This is a genomic window from Azospirillum sp. 11R-A, assembly GCF_049472615.1.
In the GTDB taxonomy this organism is placed as follows: domain Bacteria; phylum Pseudomonadota; class Alphaproteobacteria; order Azospirillales; family Azospirillaceae; genus Azospirillum; species Azospirillum palustre.
Map to the genome: position 1 here is coordinate 26,110 of NZ_JBCEBL010000002.1, position 17,603 is coordinate 43,712.

The following is a 17,603-nucleotide window of genomic DNA, read 5'->3' on the forward strand; positions in this document are numbered from 1 at the left end:
CCGGCTTCAGTATGCGTGAGCGTCGCCCAGCACTCCCGCCAAGGCCGGCGCCAGATCGCCGGCACCGACCACGGTCACCCGCTCCAGCCCCAGCCAGCCGGCCAGCCGCCGCAGCTCCGCCCCCAGGGCCGGGGCGACGGCATCGACCTGGGCATGCGGTTCGGCATGGGCGGCCTGGACCAGCAGGGTGGTGGCTTTGCGGTCAGATTTCAGATCGACGCGGGCGGCGATGCGCTCGTCCATCAGGAAGGGCAGGACGTAATAACCATGCTCGCGCTTGTGGGCGGGGGTGTAGATTTCCAGCCGGATGCGGGCGCCGAACAGGCGCTCGGTGCGCTGCCGCTCCCAGACCAGCGAATCGAAGGGGGAGAGCAGGGCGCGGGACACGGCCTTGCGCGGGATGCGCAGGTCGGGAGTGACGTAGGCGATGCGGTCCCAGCCCTCCACCGTCACCGGCAGCAGGTCGCCGGCCTCCACCAGCTCGGCGATGCGCAGGCGGGCGTCGGCGACATCGAGCCGGTGATAGTCGCGCAGGTCGCGCTCGGTCGCCACGCCATGGGCGCGGGCGGCGATGCGCAGCAGGGCGCGCTGGGCCTCCTCCTCCTCCGGGGTGGGGGTGTCGAGCACGGCGGCGGGCAGCACCCGCTCCGGCAGGTCGTAGAGCCGTTCGAACCCGCGCCGGCCGGCGGTGGTGACGAGGCCGGCCCAGAACAGATACTCCAGCGCCCGCTTGCCGTCGCTCCACCCCCACCAGCCGCCGGCCCCGCGCCCGGCCTCGCTGAGTTCGGACGCCCCCATCGGCCCGCGCGACGCCACCTCCGCCAGGACCGACTCGATGTAGGGACGGCGTTCGACGGCGAAGCGCGCCAGCGCGCCATAGGTGCCTTCGCCGCGTTCGGCCCGCGCCATGCGCCAGCGGAACAGCGGCTGCTGCTCCACCGGGATCAGGGAGGCTTCGTGACCCCAATATTCGAACAGCGCCCGCCGCTTGCCGCCATAGGCCAGCCGGTCGAGCAGAGCCGCCTCGTACGGACCGAGCCGCGAGAAGAGCGGCAGGTAATGGGAGCGCACCAGCACATTGACGGAGTCGATCTGCACCAACCCCAGCCGCCCGATCAGGCGCCGGGCGTGGCGGGCTTCGACCGTGTCGGCGTCGACTGGGTCGGTGGTGGCGGTGTTGGGGAAACCCTGGGCGGCGATGGCGACGCGGCGCGCTTCGCGCAGGGACAGGCTGTCTGGACGGGGCATGGGTTCGGAGGGAGGTTGGATGGGACGCCAGCTTGAGAATGCGTTTGATTTTCGTCAAGGCGGCGTGGAGGCGCTGCGCGCAGGCTGACGGTCATCCTGCATTGCAGCACCCGTCCTGCGGAGTTCCTGTCCATGTCCTCCCCCAGTCTTGCCGGCCGTGACGACGGCCCCGCCATCCCGATCCTGTTCCAGTATGGCTTCCGCTTCTTCTTCCTGTTCAGCGGCGTGGCCGCGGTCGGGCTGCTGGCCGCCTGGCTGGGCGTGCTGGTGACCGGGGAATGGCCGGAGCATGCGGCGGGCGCCAGCGCCTGGCATGCGCACGAGATGCTGTTCGGCATGGTGGTGGCCGCCGTCGCCGGCTTCCTGCTGACCGCGGTGCCGAGCTGGACGGGGACCAAGGCGGTGTCCGGCGCACCGCTGATGGCGCTCGCGGCGCTGTGGATGGCCGGCCGCATCGCCGTCTTCCCCTGGACCGGCATGCCGGAAGCGGTGGCGGCGGTGATCGACATCGCCTTCCTGCCGGGGCTCGGCATCGCGCTCGCCCGGCCGCTGGTGAAGGCGGGCAAGTGGCGGAACAGCGCCTTCCTGATCCTGATCGGGCTGCTGACCGCCGCCAATTCGCTGATCCATCTGGACTGGCTGGAGATGCTGGACGGCGGGGCGGATGCCGGCTTCGCGCTCGGGCTCGGCATCATCCTGATGATGGTGACGGTGATCGGCGGGCGCATCCTGCCGGCCTTCACCCGCAACGGGCTCGGCAAGGCGGGCCTGGGCGTGCGGTCCTGGCCGATGGTGGAGCGGCCGACGCTGGCTCTGACGCTGGCGCTGATCCCGGCGACGATGGTGGCCCCGGAGTCGGCGGTCACCGGACTGATCGCACTCGCCGCCGCGGTGGCCCATGCCGTGCGGCTGGCCGGCTGGCAGGGCTGGAAAGCCTGGCGCTCGCCGATCCTGTGGATCCTGCATGTCGGCTATCTGTGGGTGCCGGTGGCGCTGACCTTGCGCGGGCTGCATGCCCTGGCCGGTCTGCCCGCTGCTTCGGGAACCCATGCGATGACGGTCGGCGCCTTCGCCACGCTGATCCTGGCGGTGATGAGCCGCGCCTCGCTCGGCCATACCGGGCGGCCGCTGACGGTGACGCGGGCGACGGTCGCCGCCTATGTGCTGCTGACGGTCGCCGCGGTCGGCCGCACCGCCTCGCCGCTGCTGCCGGTGGACTGGGTGTGGGCGGCGTTGCAATGGTCGGGCTATGCCTGGGTCGCCGCCTTCGCCCTGTATCTCGTCGCCTACGCCCCGGTCCTGCTGTCGCCGCGGGCCGATGGGCGGCCGGGCTGAGCAGGGCAGGGGGAGAGTGGCTGGGGTGCAGTGGGGCGGGGCGTTACGCCCCGCCGCGGAAATAGCGGTCGATGGCGTCGGTCATCTCGACCTCGCGGAAGGGCTTGGTCAGGACCGGCCGGTTCTGATGGGTCCGCGGCAGGCCGGCGGCGCCATGACCGGTGGTGAAGACGAAGGGGATGCCCTCGGCGCCCAGAGCGTCGGCGACGCTGTCGACGCGCTCACCGCGCAGGGTGACGTCGAGCAGGGCGGCGTCGATGCCGCCCTTGGCGATCAGGTTCAGCGCCTCCGCCACCGTGCCGGCGGGGCCGACGACGACGACATTCTGGACTTCCAGCGAATCCTCTATGGCCATGGCCACCAGCGGTTCGTCTTCGACGAGCAGGATGCGCAGGGGCTTGGATCGGTCGGCTTCCATGGACAGGCGGCTCGCTGCTGGTCAAAGCGGTGGTCGGCGGACAGATGGGGGTCGCAATCCCATCCGGCAACCGGCGTGAGCTTTTCCGTTCAGCCGTCCGCTTGTCCACCCCGACCTTGGTCATCGCCCATTGGGCCATTGGCAAGCTCGGGCTGGACTATCACCCCAGATCATCAAGTGCCTGTTGGAGGGAGGGGTAGAGCGCCTCCACCAGCGACCCGTCCGGCCGAACCGGCGACGGCAGGACGTCGGCTCCTTGCAGCGCGCGGGCCAGGGGCAGGCCGCCGACCTCGACGAAGCCGCCGCGCTCGCCATACTGGCCGACGATCCAGTCCTTGACCGCCGGGTCGCCGTCCAGCGCGTTGTTGTGCGAAATCATCGCATGGGTGCCGTCGTCGGACCGGCGATACCAGGCATGGCTGCCGTCGCCCAAATCCATCGGCGCGAAGCCGGCCGCCGTCATCGCCTGGCGAACCGCCGGCCGAATCCGGTCGGCCCTCACCCCGGGCCGCGTGCCGGTCCATTGGTCGAGATCGTCCGCAAGCTCGCTCATGATGCCTCTCTGGTTGTTGTCCTGATGGATCAACGCTTCAGGGAAGCTTTTGTGCCACGCCCACCTGTCCGAATGTGGAAGCCGCACTGCCCGATGGGTGCTGCCCAACCGTCGGCTTATCCGTTCAGATGGCGGTCGGCGTGCGTGCGGCCAGGACGGCGAGCGAGCGGTCGAGCAGGTCGTGGAGCCGCCCTTCCTGTTCCAGAACCGCGGCGGCGGGGGCGTGTTCCAATTCCTTCGCCAGCCGGCCGAGGGCGGCGGCGCCGAGATTGAGCGAGGTGCCCTTCAGCGTGTGGGCGGTGCGGTTGTGCGGCTCCCCGGCGCGGGCCTGGGCGATCAGGCCGTCGATGGTCTTGCGGCCATTCTCGGTGAAGCCGGCGATGGAGGCGGTCCAGTCGTCGGCCGTCAGCACCTCCAGCAGCAGCGACACCTGCTCTTCGTCCAACAGGTCGGCGTCCGGGATATCGGTCATGTCAGCCTCCGGGGACGGGGATTCGGGAGCGGCCGGCTTGGGCGTGGCCTGTTGAGGGGCGGGTGGCAGGCCGTCGCCCCCTTGGCCGCCCTGGCCGTTGCCCAGCACGGAAGCCATTTCGGCGAAGAGCAGGGCGGGACGCAAGGGCTTGGTGACGAAGCCGTTCATTCCCGCCGACAGGCATTCCGGCCGCGAGCTGCCCGACGCATGGGCGGTCAGCGCCAGGATCGGCACGCGGCCCTTGTCTCCGGGCAGTTCGCGCACGCGGCGGGTGGCGGTCAGCCCGTCCATGCCCGGCATCTGGATGTCCATCAGCACGAGGTCGAAGGGCTGGTCGCGCACCATGCGCACCGCCTCGCCGCCGCTGGCGGCCAGCGCCACGCTGTGGCCGGCGCGTTCCAGGATGCCGCGGACGATGTCGCGGTTCACCTCGATGTCGTCGACCGCCAGCACGCGCAGCGGCGGCAGTGCTGCGACGCGCGCGGCCTCGCCCAGGCTGGTGCCGTGCCCGGTGTCGATGCGGCGCAGCGCCGACGGATCGCCGGGACCGGCGACGATGGTGAAGCGGAAGACGCTGCCGCGGCCGGGAGCGGTGTCGACGGCGATGCTGCCGCCCATCAGCAGGCAGAGATCGCGGCAGATCGCCAGCCCCAGCCCGGTGCCGCCATAGCGCCGGGTGATCGAGCTGTCGGCCTGGGTGAAGCGGTCGAACAGGGTCGGCACCGAGTCGGGCGCGATGCCGATGCCGGTGTCCTCGACCTCGAACTCCAGCAGGAAGGAGTCCGGGCGGCCATAGGGGACGAATTCGGCAAGGTCGCGGTCCAGCCGGCGCACCCGCACGGCGATGTGGCCCTCTTCGGTGAATTTCACCGCGTTGCCGACCAGATTGAACAGGATCTGGCGCAGCCGGGCCGGATCGGTGACGATCACCTCCGGCACCGACGGCATCAGCCGGGCCGACAGGTCCAGCCCCTTGTCGGTGGCGTTGGGGCGCAGCACCTCCAGCACGCCGTCGATCAGCTGGGGCAGGGCGCAGTCGGCCTCCTCCAGGTCGATGCGGCGGGCCTCCAGCTTCGACAGGTCCAGAATGTCGTCCAGCAGCCGCAGCAGCGTTTCGGCCGACCGGCGGGCGACGTCGGCCAGCCGCTTCTCCTCGGCCGGCAGGGAGGCGTCGGTCAACAGGGTCAGGCTGCCCAGCACGCCGTTCATCGGGGTGCGCAGCTCGTGGCTCACGGTCGCCAGGAACTCGGTCTTCGACCGGCTGGCGGCTTCCGCCGTCTCCTTGGCCTGGAGCAGCTGTTCGGCGGCGCGCCGCGGCTCGGTCACGTCGATGCACAGCCACAGCTTGCCGATGGCGGTCCCCGCAGCGTTGCGCACCGGCACATTGTGCCAGCTGACGATGCGCCCGTCGGTCAGCGTCATTTCGCGCCGCTCGTCGCCGTCCACCGTCGACAGCAGCGTGTGGTCGGTGTCGCGCGGGGCGTTGCCGGCATTGGCCAGCGTCTCGTCCAGCCGGTGGCCGACCGGCGCCCCGGCACTGGCGAACAGGGCGGAGAAGGCCGGGTTGGCATAGGCGATGCGCCCGTCGCCGCCGACGAACAGCACGCCGAAATCCATCGCCGACAGCAGGGCCGAGAGGCGGGCGCGCTCATGCTCCACGTCGCGGGCGAGCGCCTCCTGCTCGTCCAGCGCCACGGTCAGCTGGTCGACGCGCTCCTTGATGGCGTGGGACATGGTGTTGAAGGCGGCCCCCAGCCGGCCGATGTCGTCGTCGCCCTCCGCCAGCGCCGGCGGGCTGTAATCGCCGGCCGCCACCCGTTCGCTGGCCCGCGCCAGCGCCGCCAGATGGCGGGTCAGCCACAGGCCGAGCAGGGTCAGGAGCCCGGCCGACAGCAGGATCTCCGACAGGGCGATGGCGATGCCCTGGGTCAGCAGGTCGCGCCGCGCTTGGACGATGTGGGCCAGATCCAGGCCGAACTGCACCGTGCCCAGCTTCTGCCCGGCCAGCGACACCGGCACCGTCACGTCATAGCGGGCGACGCCGTCCTTGGCGTCCAGCGTCAGCGCCGGGTCGGGGGCGGGAAGGCCGCGGTCCTGCCGCCAGCCGCTGGTCGCCACCAGCTTGCCCTTGCTGTCGGCGACGGCGAGATAGAGCACGCCGCCGGTGGAGCGGCTTTCGTCCAGCACCGCCTGCAGGGTCGCATAGTCGCGCTGGGCCAGCGGCGCCACCAGGGCGGCGTTCAGCACCGGCGCCACCTGTTCCGCATGCAGCCTGGCCTGTTCGGCGAGGCTGCCGTAGAGCAGGCGCACGCTGTTGGCGACCAGCAGGGTCAGCATGATCGCCTCGACCGCCATGGCGGCGGCCAGCATGCGCCCGCGCAGCGTCTTCCAGGGCGCCAGACGGGACAGGATCATTTCCCGGCCTTCAGGACGCTCCGGACCTCGTCGGCCAGCGGCTCCATCGCCTCCAGCTCCTCGTCGGTGACCGGGCGGTAGCCGCCCAGCTGGTTGGCGTCGAAATAGGTCCGGCCCTCCGCGGTTTCGCCAAAGGCGAACAACGCCTTGCGCAGCGGCTCCAGCAGGGTGGCCTGCTTGCCGTTCAGCATGTAGACGCGGCCGGCCATCGGCCGGCTTTCGGCGATGGTGGACAGCTGCACCTGCACCTCCGGCGCCAGCTTGGCGCGGTTGGCCAGCGACATGAAGCCGGCCGACGCGTCGCCGGCCAGGATCAGCTGGGCCACGCTGTCGGCGGCGCTGACATAGCGCAGCTGGATGTTCGGCAGCTTCTGCTCGGCCAGCCAGTGCTGGCCCCACAGGGTGACCAGCGACGACGGGCTGAGCCCCAGCACCGTGGTGCCGGCCAGCGACTGCACCGTCTGGTAGGGCCCCTTGGCTGCCGTCACCAGCACGGCGCGGAAGTCCGATTTGTAGGTCAGCAGCGGCAGGTAGCCGGTATCCTTGCGCAGCATCTCCGCCTGATGGCCGGTGGTCACGGCGATGTCGTATTCCTGCTCGACCGCCCGGCGGGCGAAGGCGGTGAAGTCGGGCGCCGTCACGATCTCCACCGGCCGGCCCAGCGCCGCCTCCACCGCGCGGCGGACCGGCTGGTACTGTTCGATGATGACGCGGGCGCTGGTGTGCGGGGCGATGCCGATGCGGAACGCCTGCTCCTCCCCCTGCGCCGGGGACGGCGCGGTGGCCGCAAGGCCGCACAACACGGCGGAACAGAGCGCGGCGAGGCGGGCGAACAGTCGCTTGGTCATGGCGTTTGGATCCCCACGGACTGCGGTTGTGAAATGCCGGCGCTTGGACGGACAGCATTCGTGACGGCGACGGCCCGAGCGATGGTCTAGGACGAAAGATATAACATTCGATAAATGCCGCAGGTAGGGACAAGAGCGCACAGGGTGGCCTTTGCCGGGCATGAACCGGCCAAACACCCGTGGCCGGCGGCCTCCCTTGAAACTTTGATCGTCACCGTCCGCATCATTCCGGCAGTCGGGCGCAACTTTGGAACGGCAGACGGACAGGATTCTGCGCGAAGCCAAGAAAGATCACGCTTTGGTTGCGGATCGGTCCGCTATGTGTCGGAGAGCCCGCATTACCCTCCGCATAGCCACCGAGGACCCCCGCCCGTGCCGGATCGAGCCCAGGACCCGCAGTCCGCCATCTGCCGCGCCATCCGCCTCCTGCGCAGCCACAGCCGCGGCTGCGACAGCGTCGAGACCCGGCGCCTGCTGATCCACACGGAACGCTGGATGATCTGGATGCTCCGCCGCGAGGAGGGCGAGGATCTGCCGGTGCCGGCGGAGCTGGCGGGGTGAGAGGTCCCGAAAGAAAGCCCCGAACGAAAACAGGCCCCTCCCGGTCGGGAGAGGCCTGTTTCGTCGCACGGTGCCCGACGGCGCGTCAGGTCGTGCTGCGCAGCTGCTCCGCCCGGTTGGAGCGCGAGGCGGCGTAGTGGTCCTTGGCCAGCAGGGTGTAGACCGCCGGCAGGACGAACAGGGTGAACAGCGTGCCGATCAGCATGCCCGACACGATGACGAGACCGATGGAGAAGCGGCTGGCCGCACCGGCGCCCGCCGCGGTCAGCAGCGGCAGCAGGCCGACCACCATCGCCGCGGTGGTCATCAGGATCGGGCGCAGGCGGACGCGGGCGGCATGCTCGATGGCGGTGCGGCGGTCGACGCCCTCGTTGAGCTGCATCTCGCGGGCGAACTCCACCAGCAGGATGCCGTGCTTGGAGATCAGGCCGATCAGGGTCACCAGACCGACCTGGGTGTAGATGTTCATGGTGGCGACGCCGAAGAACAGCGGCAGCAGCGCGCCGCAGATCGACATCGGCACCGACACCAGGATCACCAGCGGGTCGCGCAGCGATTCGAACTGCGCGGCCAGCACCAGATAGATCACGATCAGCGCGAAGGCGAAGGTGATCATCAGCTGGCTGCCCTCCGTCACGAACTGGCGCGATTCCGACAGGTAGGCGTGGTTGAAGCCGGCGGGCAGCTGGGTGCGCGCCTGCTCCTCCAGGAAGTCGACGACCTGACCCATGGAGACGCCCGGCATCGGCACGGCGGAGAAGGTCGCCGACGGCAGCTGGTTGTACTTGTTCAGCGCGTTGGGCTCCACCGCCGTTTCCACCGACACCACGGTGGACAGCGGGATCTGGGCGCCCGATCCGGAGGTGACGTAGTAGTTGGTCAGCGATTCCGGCGTCAGGCGCTCGGCCCGCGGCACCTGGGGAATGACCTCGTAGGAGCGGCCGTTCAGGTTGAAGCGGTTGACGTAGTTGCCGCCGACCAGCACCGACAGCGTGCTCGACACCGACTGCATGGTCAGTCCGAGATCGGCCGCCTTGGCGCGGTCGATCTTCAGCCGGACGACCGGGCTGTCATATTGCAGGTCGCTGTCGGTGACGATGAACATGCCGCTCTTGGTGGCGGCGTCCTTGATCCGCTCGATGGCGTCGAAGATGGTGCGGTAGTCGCCGGGGCTGGAGATCACCATCTGCACCGGCAGGCCGCCGGTGGAGCCGGGCAGGGCCGGCGGCGACACCAGGAACACGTTGATGCCCGTCACCTTGCCCAGCTCGGCCTGGGCCAGCGGCTGCAACTCCTTGGCCGACCGTTTGCGCTCGCCCCACGGCTTCAGGATCATGCCGGCGAAGCCCTGGTTGAGGGTGGGCAGGCCGGTCAGGATGAAGCGGGTGTCGGTCTCCGGGAAGGCGGCGAAGGTCTCGTCGATCTGTTTGCCGAAGCTGTCGATATAGTCGAGGTTGGCGTATTGCGGCCCCTTGGAGATGCCGAACAGGATGCCCTGGTCCTCTTCCGGCGCCAACTCCGACATGGTGTTGGCGAACAGGTAGCCGACCGACAGCAGGATGCCGACCGCGAACAGCAGGGTCGCGGCGCGATAGTCGAGCATGCCGTGCAGCCGCCGCTCGTACCAGCCCGCCAGCCGTTCGAACTGACGGTCGAGGAAGGCGGCGAAACGGCCCGGCTCGCCCTCCTTCAGGATGATCGAGCACATCATCGGCGACAGGGTCAGCGCCACGACGCCCGAGACGATCACCGACGCGGCCAGCGTGAAGGCGAACTCGCGGAACAGCGCGCCGGTCAGGCCGCCGAGCAGGCCGATGGGGGCATAGACCGCCGCCAGCGTGATGGTCATGGAGATGACCGGCCCGATGATCTCGCGCGCGCCGATCAGCGACGCGGCGACCTTCGACTTGCCGTGCTCGATATGCCGGTGGATGTTCTCCACCACCACGATGGCGTCGTCGACCACGAGACCGATGGCGAGCACCATCGCCAGCAGGGTCAGCAGGTTCAGCGAGAATCCCAGCGCCAGCATGAAGGTGGCCGCACCGACGATGGACAGCGGAATCGTCACCACCGGGATCAGCACCGACCGCAAGCTGCCGAGGAACAGGAAGATGACGACGATGACGATGGCGACCGCCTCCAGCAGCGTCTTCACCACCTCGTCGATGGAGGCCTGGATGAAGCGGGTGCTGTCGTAGACGATCTCCATGTTCATGCCGGGCGGCAGGTTGCGCCGCAGGTCCGGCTCCATCTTGCGGATGTCGGCGACGATGTTCAGCGGGTTGCCGGTCGGGGTGCTGTCGACGCCGATGAAGATCGCCTGCTGTCCGTTCATCGCCACGCTGGCGTCGAAGCTCTTGGAGCTGAGTTCGACCGTGGCGATGTCGCGCATGCGCACCAGCGCCCCGTCCTTCGCCTTCACCACCATGTCGCGGAACTGCTCGACGTCGGTCAGGCCGGTGTTGGCGGTGACGTTGGAGATGACGAAGACGCCCTTGGTCTGGCCGGGAGCCGACTGGTAGTTGTTGGCGGCGACCGCCGCCGACACGTCGGCCGGCGAGATGTTGCGCGCCGCCATCTTGACCGGGTCCAGCCACAGCCGCATGGCGAAGGTCTGGCCGCCCAGGATCTGGGCGCGGGCGACGCCCTCCACCGTGGACAGCACCGGCTGCACCACGCGGGTCAGATAGTCGGAGATCGCCGCTCCCGACAGGTCGGGGCTGGAGAAGCCCATATAAAGGATCGAAGTCGTCTCGCCGGTCGATTTCAGGATGACCGGGTCGTTGGCCTCGCGCGGCAGCTGGTACTTGACCTGCTGCACCTTGGCCATCACGTCGGTCATCGCGACGTTGGGATCGAAGTTCAGCCGGACATAGGCGGTGACGACGCTCTGCCCCTGGGTGGAGGAGGAGGTCAGATAGTCCAGGCCCTCGGCCGAGGAGACCGCCTGTTCGATCGGCGTGGCGATGAAGCCCTGCATCAGCTCCGGCGAGGCGCCGGGATAGCTGGTGGTCACGGTGATGACCGTGTTCTGCAGCTGGGGATACTGCCGGATCGGCAGCTCCAGCAGTGCGCGGGCCCCGATCAGCAGGATCAGCAGGCTGACCACGAGCGACAGGACGGGCCGGCGGATGAAGATGTCGGTGAAACTGCCCATGGCGTCGGCCTCAGTTCTGCGGCAGGGTCTGCGGCGGGGTCAGCGGATTCTTCTCCGCCGGAACCACGGCCGCACCGTTGGCGAGCTTCAGCTGGCCCGACACCACGACGCGGTCGCCGGCGTTCACGCCGCTGCGGATCTCCACGCGGTTGGCGAGGCGGTCGCCGACCTTGACCGGCTTGCGCTCCACTACCAGCTGCTCCTTGCCGTCCTGTGTCTTCTGCTGGGTGGCGACGAAGACGGAATCGCCGTAGACCGTGTAGTCGACCGCGGTTTCCGGAACGGTCAGCGTGTTGGGCTGCGGCGGCAGGACGACGCGGACATTGGCGAACATGCCCGGCCGCAGCTGGCGCTCGCGGTTGTCCATGGTCGCCTGCACCTTGACGGCCCGGGTGTCGGCGCTGACCTGCGGCTCGATGGTGGTGATCTTCGCCTCGAAATCGCGGCCGGGCAGGGCGTCGACGTTGATCAGCACGCTCTGGCCGACCGACAGCTTGGTGAAGCTCTGCTCCGGCAGGGTAAAGTTGATGTAGAGCTGCGACAGGTCGGTCAGCGTCACGATGGTGGCGCCGGGATTGACGTAGTCGCCGACATTGACCTGACGGATGCCGAGCTCGCCGTCGAACGGCGCCTTGATCAGCTTCTGGCCGATCAGGGCGCTGGTGCGTTTCATGTTCGCGTTGATCTCGTCGAGCTGCGCCTGATACTGGTCGACGTTGCTCTGGGGTGTCGCCTGGCTGCGGCGCAGGTCGCGGTAGCGCTCCAGGTTCAGCTCGGCCAGACGCGCCTGGGCGCGCTGAGCCAGCAGGTCGGCCTGCTCGGTGGCGTCGTTCAGCTGCACCAGCGGGTCGCCGGCCTTGACGCGGGCGCCCGATTCGAAGGGGATGCGGTCGACGCGGCCGGCGACCTCGGGGGCCACCGTCACCTGTCGCGCCGCCTGGAGCGTGCCGATGGCCGACAGGTATTTCGGGATGGTCTGCACCGTCGCCTCCGCCAGCGCCACCGGGGTGGGCGGCGGCTTGTTGTTGGCGAAGAAATCGGCGATGGCCTTGGCGCGGAAAGTGTTGAAGCCGTACAGCCCCGCACCCAGCAGCCCCAGCACGATCAGCGTGATGACGATGCGCACGGTCAGCCGCCCGCGCGTCACCGGCTTGCGCGGCGGCGAGGTGGGGGGAGGCGCCCCGCGACCCGGCTCGGACGCCGGGTGGCCGAATGACGTCTCGGTCTTTGGCGAATGGTCCAGGGTCACGTTCGGCTACTCCGGTCTCTCGGGTGTGGGGTCGTCATTCCTGGCTGCGCCATTCATGGGCTTGGCTGCACCATGTGCGGGCTTGGCCGCATCATTTGCCGGCGGCTCCGGCGGCGGCTGGGAAGGCACGAAGGGAAAGCGTCCGCCGCCTTCGTGAGCGGCAATCGCGGTGTCATGCAGGCCGAGCCCGCGCAGGATGAACCAGATGGTCTGGCGCGCAAGGTCGGGACGGCCGCAAGGATAAGAGACGATGGCCCCGCCGGACAGGCAGACGGTCGCCATCATCTCGCACAGATGCTCGGCAAGCCAGAATCCGTTCTCCGCGTCGACCGGACCCGGCAGCCGGTCGCCGGCGGCGGTCGCGGCCTCGATGGAGGCGGCGAAGCAGGGCAGGAAGCGGCTGCGGATGCCTTCGAAGACCTGCCGCATGAACTCGCCGTCCTCCAGCAGGCTGATGATCGACAGGCGGTGGCGGGCGCGCTCGTCCGGATCGGCCGGCAGCTCGATCACGAAGTAGTTCACCATGCCCTGGATCATCTGCACCAGCGTGCCGGTGCTGGGCGGCAGCGACACCAGCCGTTCATATTCCGGATCGCCGTCGATGCAGCAGAGGAAGATCGATTCGTAGAGCAAGGCCTTGGACGGGAAATGCTTGAAGATCAGCGCCTCCGACACGCCGGCGGCCTGCGCGATCTCCTTGGTGGTGGTCGCGGCGAAGCCCTTGCGCGCGAACAGCGGCAAGGCGGCGTCGAGGATCGCCCGCTTGCGGGCGTGGCTGTCGAGGCGCGGTGCCATCAGAAGGGTGCCGGGTCGGTCGCTTGTGATAAGTGAGTGCTTACTCACCTTGTTGGCGGAGATATAGCTTGGGTGCGGCATCCTGTCCATGGGGTTTGCCGGGATGGCCGGCAGTCTCCTGCCCGGCCCCTGACAAGGGCAGGCGGGGCGGGGCGCCCGAACGCGCGGTTACAGCGGTTGCAACGGCATCGTCAGCGTCACCCGGGTGCCGGCATGCTGCCGGTCATGATGCAGCAGCGCCCCCAGGCTGGCCGCCATCGCCTGGACGATGCGGGTGCCGAGGCCGGTTCCCTTGGGGGCGTCGTCGCTGGAGAAGCCGACCCCGTCATCCTCGACGCTCACCGACAGCTGCCCCTCGGCGGCCATCGCCCGCACGCGGATGCTGCCGGCCTGTCCGTCGGGATAGGCGTATTTGCAGGCGTTCGTGACCAGCTCGGTCACGATGACCGCCAGGGACACCGCCTTGTCGGTCGGCACCGAAACCTCGTCGGCGACGACGACGAAGCTGTCCGGGCGCCGCGACGCCATGGCGGTGTGCATTTCGGCGAGCAGCGTTTCCAGATAGGAGTCGAACCGGACGGAGCGCACGTCGTCGGAGGTATAGAGGCTCCGGTGGATGCCGGCGATCGCGGTGATGCGCACCTGGGTTTCGTCCAGGGCGGTGCGCGCCATGGAATCGGACAGGCCCGACCGCTGCATCCGCACGAAGGCCGCCACCAGGGCCAGACTGTTGGCGACCCGGTGGTTGACCTCCCGCAGCAGCAGCTCCGCCCGATCGCGGGCGGCGCGCACCTCGCGCTCCGCCTGCTCCCGTTCCCGGCGCAGATGGGCCTTTTCGAGCGCCTGCTCGATGGCCGCCGCCAGCAGATCGAAGAATCCCTCGCCGACCTCCTTGGGGACGTAATCGTCAGCACCGGCCTTCAGCGCTGCGACGGCCACCCGCGTGTCGCCGGCACCGGTGACGTAGATAACCGGGGGGGCGTTCTCGCGCGCCAGGAGGGCCGGCAGAACGTCCAGCCCGGTCTCTCCCGGCATCTCGTGGTCCAGCCCGACCACCGCGATGCCGCCCCACTCCAGCCGCTCCAACCCCTCCCGGCCATCCTTCGCCCACTCCACCGCGTAGCCGCGCCGTTCGAGCCTCCGCTGCACCAGCCGGGCCATGGCAGCGTCGTCGTCGATGTAGAGGATGCGTATGGCCGGGTCGGTCATGCCTCCGCCTCGGGGATCTGGATGACGGAGAAGAACAGCCCGAGCTGCCGGATCGCGGTGGCGAAGCTTTCGTAATTCACCGGCTTGGTGATGTAGACGTTGGCGCCGATGTCGTAGCAGCGCTGGATTTCCTGCCGGTCGTCGGTGGTGGTCAGCACCACGACGGGGAAGCGCTTGGTGTGGGGGTTGGCCTTCAGCCTGGACAGGATATCGACCCCGGTCATGTCCGGCAGGTTCAAATCCAGCAGGATGAGAAGCGCCCGGCCTGAGCTGGCCTGTCCGCTTCCGTCCGGACCGAACAGGTAATCGAGGGCGCTGGTGCCGTCGGTGAAGGGCACGATCTCGTTGGTGACGCCGGCCCGCCGGATGTTCTTCTCGATCAGGCGGGCGTGTCCCTCGTCGTCCTCGATCATGACGATGCACACCGTTTGGGGGTCACGCTTCATGAGCGGGCTTCTCCGAGGACAGAGCGAGAATTTTCGGAAGGCTTATGCGAAAGATACTGCCCTGTCCAGGAACCGAATCGACGGTCACGTCGCCTTGCAGGCGCCGGACGAGCGTGCGGACATAGGCGAGGCCGATTCCCTCTCCCGGGCGGTCCTGCACGCCGGAGCGGCGGAACAGCTCGAAGATGCGCTCGTGATCCTGGGCGGCGATGCCGCGGCCGTTGTCCGCGACCTCGAAGATCAGCACCCCCGCCTCGGACCGTCCGCGGATGGCGATCCGGCCGGGCCGGGCCGGATCGAGATATTTGATCGCATTGTCCAGCAGGTTCCCGAACACCTGCTCCAGGGCGAGCCGGTCGGAGACGAGCGACGGCAGCGGGCCGGCGATGTCGATGGCGCAGCGCAGTTCGCCGGCCCGGTGGCGGTTGCTGGCGACCACGTTTTCCACGAGAGCCTGCATGGAGATCGGCTCCGGGTTCAGCGTCCGGCTGCCCTGGCGCGACAGGGCGAGGATGGCGTTGATCAGCCGGTCCATCTTCGTCGTCGATGTGCGGATGAAGCCGATGGCTTCCGGCATGTCCTCGGCGACCGCCCGCCGCGCCTCCGCCGCCATGGCGTCGTCGCCGTCCGCCGGCCGGCGATCGAGGTCGGCGGCTACGCTGGCCAGTCCAGCCTCGAACTCGCTGGTGAAGCCCATCACGTTGACCAGCGGCGCGCGCAGATCGTGGCTGACGATGTAGGCGAAGCGCTGGATCTCGTCGTTGGCCCGCTGCAACTCCATGGTGCGCTCCGACACGCGCTGCTCCAGGGAATCGTTGAGGGCCTGGATCGCGCGCTGCGCCTGCATGAGGGCGCGCGTGTAGCCGACCGCGATCCACACGGCGCCGCCGACGACCAGCAGGATGAACAGGCCGCCCAGGATCGCCACCCATCCCGACGTCCTGGCCTGCCCGGTCAGGGCGCGGAGCTGGGTGTCGAGCTGGGCATCGGCGGGGGTGATCAGCTCGTCGAGCGAGCGCCGGGCATCGTCCATCAGCCGCATGCCGCGGCCGGTGCGCACGATGGCCAGGGAGTCGTCCCGGCGTCCGGCCTCCATCAGGGCGATGGTCTCCGCCAGCTCCTCCCGCTTGGCGGCGGCCAGACCGACGAGACGGTCGACGATGTGCATCTCGCCGGCATCGTCGTCGGCCAGTTCGTGCAGCCGGGCGATGGTGGCGTCCACCGCCGCGACCGCCGCCTCGTAGGGCTTGAGATATTGGCGGTCCTCGGTCAGCAGGTAGCCGCGCTGTCCGATCTCGGCATCCTGCAACTGGCTGAGCAGTGTTCCGGCGGCGACGCGCAGGGCCGTTATCCGGCTGACGGAACGGGAATATCGCTGCGTGCTGTCCGCCAGCCATCCCGACATCATGATGATCGCCAGCAGCGCGAAGGCGGCGGCGAGCAGCATCAGAAGGGCACGGCGGGTGACGGTGCTGCCGGACGTGGGCATCGCGGAGAGCCGTGCGGTGCGGGGAAGGGTAAGCCCCTCTACCAATTCGCAGGAGGGTTGGCAACCGGCAGCGCGGTCGGCACCCTTCCATCTTTCGTCATTTTTTGAAGCTGTTGGGACGGACGAATGGTTTTCCGCAGCTGCACACTGGCCTTACAGTCAAGCCATCGACCTGACCGGAAGGAGCGTGCGCGCGATGGAGCCCATCCTGTGGGAATGGATCAACGCCCTGGCGCGGTGGCTGCACGTCATCACCGCCATCGCCTGGATCGGATCGTCCTTCTATTTCATCCATCTCGACGCCTCGCTGCGCCGCCGGGCAGGGGCGCCGGCCGGGACGGCGGGCGACGCCTGGCAGATTCACGGCGGCGGCTTCTACCACATGACCAAATACATGGTCGCGCCGCCGCAGCTGCCGGAGGATCTGACCTGGTTCAAGTGGGAATCCTACGCGACGTGGCTCAGCGGCTTCTTCCTGATGTGCGTGCTTTATTACCGCGGCGCCGACCTGTTCCTGATCGACCAGGATGTGCTGGCGCTCAGCCATTGGCAGGCGGTGGCGATCAGCGTCGGTGCGCTGGTGGCGGGCTGGGTCGCCTATGACCTGATGTGCAAGTCGCCGCTCGGCCGCAACGACGGGGCGTTGGCTGTCGCCGGCTTCGTCATGCTGGTGGCGACAGCCTGGGGCATGACGAAGATCTTCAGCGGGCGCGGCGCCATGTTGCAGGTCGGCGCCCTGATGGCGACGATGATGGCCTGCAACGTCTTCATGCTGATCATCCCCAACCAGCGCAAGACGGTGGCCGCCATGCTGCGCGGCGAGACGCCGGACCCGTCGCTGGGCAAGAAGGCCAAGCAGCGCTCGCTGCACAACAACTACCTGACCCTGCCGGTCGTCTTCCTGATGCTTTCCAACCATTACCCGCTGGTCAGCTCCACCCGCTACAACTGGGTGATGGTGGCGCTGGTCCTGGTGGTCGGCACGGCGATCCGCCATTTCTTCAACAGCCGCCATGCCGGCAAGCCGACGCCCTGGTGGACCTGGGGGGTCGCCGTCGCCGGCATGCTGGGCTGCATCTGGCTGAGCACCATGGGGCCGGCGACGGCCGACACGGCCGCGGCGGCGGCGGTGAAGGTCGGCTTCGCCCAGGTGGAGGAAATCGTCGCCACCCGATGCAGCATGTGCCATGCGGCCCAGCCGGTGTGGGAGGGCATCGCCACCCCGCCGCGCGGCGTCGTGCTGGAGGGCGACGGCATCCGCCGCCATGCCGAGCAGATCCGCCTGCAAGCCGGCTACAGCAGCGCCATGCCCCCCGCCAACATCACCGGAATCACCCCGCAGGAGCGGGCGGTGTTGGCGGCGTGGGCCGGGGACATTAAGTAACCCTCCCTCACAGCACTCCAT

14 protein-coding genes are annotated in these 17,603 nt (G+C 68.9%); 3 read left to right on the forward strand and 11 right to left on the reverse strand.

Annotated features, from left to right (window positions below; translation table 11 throughout):
• Window positions 1-6: 6 nt before the first annotated feature.
• Entirely contained in the window at window positions 7-1,248 is a 1,242-nt protein-coding gene (locus tag VH569_RS03755; protein ID WP_423314175.1) for a winged helix-turn-helix domain-containing protein, read from the reverse strand.
• Between the two features lie 132 nt (window positions 1,249-1,380).
• Here VH569_RS03755 and VH569_RS03760 point away from each other — a divergent pair, with 132 nt between their 5' ends.
• Complete coding sequence (locus VH569_RS03760; protein ID WP_423314177.1) at window positions 1,381-2,583, forward strand: NnrS family protein; 1,203 nt, start codon at window positions 1,381-1,383, stop codon at window positions 2,581-2,583.
• A gap of 43 nt (window positions 2,584-2,626) precedes the next feature.
• Here VH569_RS03760 and VH569_RS03765 read toward each other — a convergent pair whose 3' ends face one another.
• From VH569_RS03765 to VH569_RS03780, 4 genes are all read right to left on the reverse strand, one after another.
• Entirely contained in the window at window positions 2,627-3,001 is a 375-nt protein-coding gene (locus VH569_RS03765) for a response regulator (RefSeq protein ID WP_423314179.1), read from the reverse strand.
• A gap of 160 nt (window positions 3,002-3,161) precedes the next feature.
• Window positions 3,162-3,554, reverse strand: a complete 393-nt coding sequence (locus VH569_RS03770; protein ID WP_423314181.1) for a hypothetical protein — start codon at window positions 3,552-3,554, stop codon at window positions 3,162-3,164.
• 124 nt (window positions 3,555-3,678) lie between these two features.
• Window positions 3,679-6,441, reverse strand: a complete 2,763-nt coding sequence (locus VH569_RS03775) for an ATP-binding protein (RefSeq protein WP_423314183.1) — start codon at window positions 6,439-6,441, stop codon at window positions 3,679-3,681.
• Window positions 6,438-7,289 (reverse strand): phosphate/phosphite/phosphonate ABC transporter substrate-binding protein, encoded by an 852-nt coding sequence (locus VH569_RS03780; protein ID WP_423314188.1) that lies wholly within the window; start codon window positions 7,287-7,289, stop codon window positions 6,438-6,440. The genes VH569_RS03775 and VH569_RS03780 overlap by 4 nt, the downstream gene beginning before the upstream one ends.
• Before the next feature lie 372 nt (window positions 7,290-7,661).
• Between VH569_RS03780 and VH569_RS03785 the strand changes: the two genes are divergently transcribed.
• Window positions 7,662-7,850: a hypothetical protein gene (locus tag VH569_RS03785; RefSeq protein WP_098736128.1), complete on the forward strand. Its 189-nt coding sequence runs from the start codon at window positions 7,662-7,664 to the stop codon at window positions 7,848-7,850.
• Window positions 7,851-7,935: 85 nt separating this feature from the next.
• Here VH569_RS03785 and VH569_RS03790 read toward each other — a convergent pair whose 3' ends face one another.
• The 6 genes from VH569_RS03790 to VH569_RS03815 all read right to left on the reverse strand — a co-directional run bounded on the left by VH569_RS03790 (window position 7,936) and on the right by VH569_RS03815 (window position 16,198).
• Window positions 7,936-11,010: a multidrug efflux RND transporter permease subunit gene (locus VH569_RS03790; RefSeq protein WP_423314191.1), complete on the reverse strand. Its 3,075-nt coding sequence runs from the start codon at window positions 11,008-11,010 to the stop codon at window positions 7,936-7,938.
• A gap of 10 nt (window positions 11,011-11,020) precedes the next feature.
• Window positions 11,021-12,259: an efflux RND transporter periplasmic adaptor subunit gene (locus VH569_RS03795; protein ID WP_423314193.1), complete on the reverse strand. Its 1,239-nt coding sequence runs from the start codon at window positions 12,257-12,259 to the stop codon at window positions 11,021-11,023.
• Window positions 12,260-12,265: 6 nt separating this feature from the next.
• Entirely contained in the window at window positions 12,266-13,054 is a 789-nt protein-coding gene (locus VH569_RS03800; RefSeq protein ID WP_423314195.1) for a TetR/AcrR family transcriptional regulator, read from the reverse strand.
• Between the two features lie 168 nt (window positions 13,055-13,222).
• Window positions 13,223-14,263 (reverse strand): sensor histidine kinase, encoded by a 1,041-nt coding sequence (locus VH569_RS03805; protein WP_423314197.1) that lies wholly within the window; start codon window positions 14,261-14,263, stop codon window positions 13,223-13,225.
• Window positions 14,260-14,709, reverse strand: a complete 450-nt coding sequence (locus VH569_RS03810; RefSeq protein ID WP_423314199.1) for a response regulator — start codon at window positions 14,707-14,709, stop codon at window positions 14,260-14,262. Before VH569_RS03810 ends, VH569_RS03805 begins: the two co-directional genes overlap by 4 nt.
• A complete protein-coding gene (locus tag VH569_RS03815) occupies window positions 14,699-16,198 on the reverse strand; it encodes a sensor histidine kinase (RefSeq protein WP_423314201.1) in 1,500 nt (499 codons plus the stop codon). Before VH569_RS03815 ends, VH569_RS03810 begins: the two co-directional genes overlap by 11 nt.
• A 196-nt stretch (window positions 16,199-16,394) precedes the next feature.
• On the opposite strand from VH569_RS03815, the gene VH569_RS03820 reads away from it, so the two are divergent.
• Window positions 16,395-17,582 (forward strand): urate hydroxylase PuuD, encoded by a 1,188-nt coding sequence (locus VH569_RS03820; protein WP_423314203.1) that lies wholly within the window; start codon window positions 16,395-16,397, stop codon window positions 17,580-17,582.
• Window positions 17,583-17,603: the final 21 nt, after the last annotated feature.

What these genes read in the sequence shown, in the direction of transcription:
- VH569_RS03775 (WP_423314183.1), bottom strand. Translation starts at nt 6,441, where the DNA reads ATGATCCTGTCCCGTCTGGCGCCCTGGAAGACGCTGCGCGGGCGCATG.
- VH569_RS03820 (WP_423314203.1), top strand. Translation starts at nt 16,395, where the DNA reads ATGGAGCCCATCCTGTGGGAATGGATCAACGCCCTGGCGCGGTGGCTG.
- VH569_RS03765 (WP_423314179.1), bottom strand. Translation starts at nt 3,001, where the DNA reads ATGGAAGCCGACCGATCCAAGCCCCTGCGCATCCTGCTCGTCGAAGAC.
- VH569_RS03815 (WP_423314201.1), bottom strand. Translation starts at nt 16,198, where the DNA reads ATGCCCACGTCCGGCAGCACCGTCACCCGCCGTGCCCTTCTGATGCTG.
- VH569_RS03760 (WP_423314177.1), top strand. Translation starts at nt 1,381, where the DNA reads ATGTCCTCCCCCAGTCTTGCCGGCCGTGACGACGGCCCCGCCATCCCG.
- VH569_RS03805 (WP_423314197.1), bottom strand. Translation starts at nt 14,263, where the DNA reads ATGACCGACCCGGCCATACGCATCCTCTACATCGACGACGACGCTGCC.
- VH569_RS03780 (WP_423314188.1), bottom strand. Translation starts at nt 7,289, where the DNA reads ATGACCAAGCGACTGTTCGCCCGCCTCGCCGCGCTCTGTTCCGCCGTG.
- VH569_RS03800 (WP_423314195.1), bottom strand. Translation starts at nt 13,054, where the DNA reads ATGGCACCGCGCCTCGACAGCCACGCCCGCAAGCGGGCGATCCTCGAC.
- VH569_RS03810 (WP_423314199.1), bottom strand. Translation starts at nt 14,709, where the DNA reads ATGAAGCGTGACCCCCAAACGGTGTGCATCGTCATGATCGAGGACGAC.
- VH569_RS03755 (WP_423314175.1), bottom strand. Translation starts at nt 1,248, where the DNA reads ATGCCCCGTCCAGACAGCCTGTCCCTGCGCGAAGCGCGCCGCGTCGCC.
- VH569_RS03770 (WP_423314181.1), bottom strand. Translation starts at nt 3,554, where the DNA reads ATGAGCGAGCTTGCGGACGATCTCGACCAATGGACCGGCACGCGGCCC.
- VH569_RS03790 (WP_423314191.1), bottom strand. Translation starts at nt 11,010, where the DNA reads ATGGGCAGTTTCACCGACATCTTCATCCGCCGGCCCGTCCTGTCGCTC.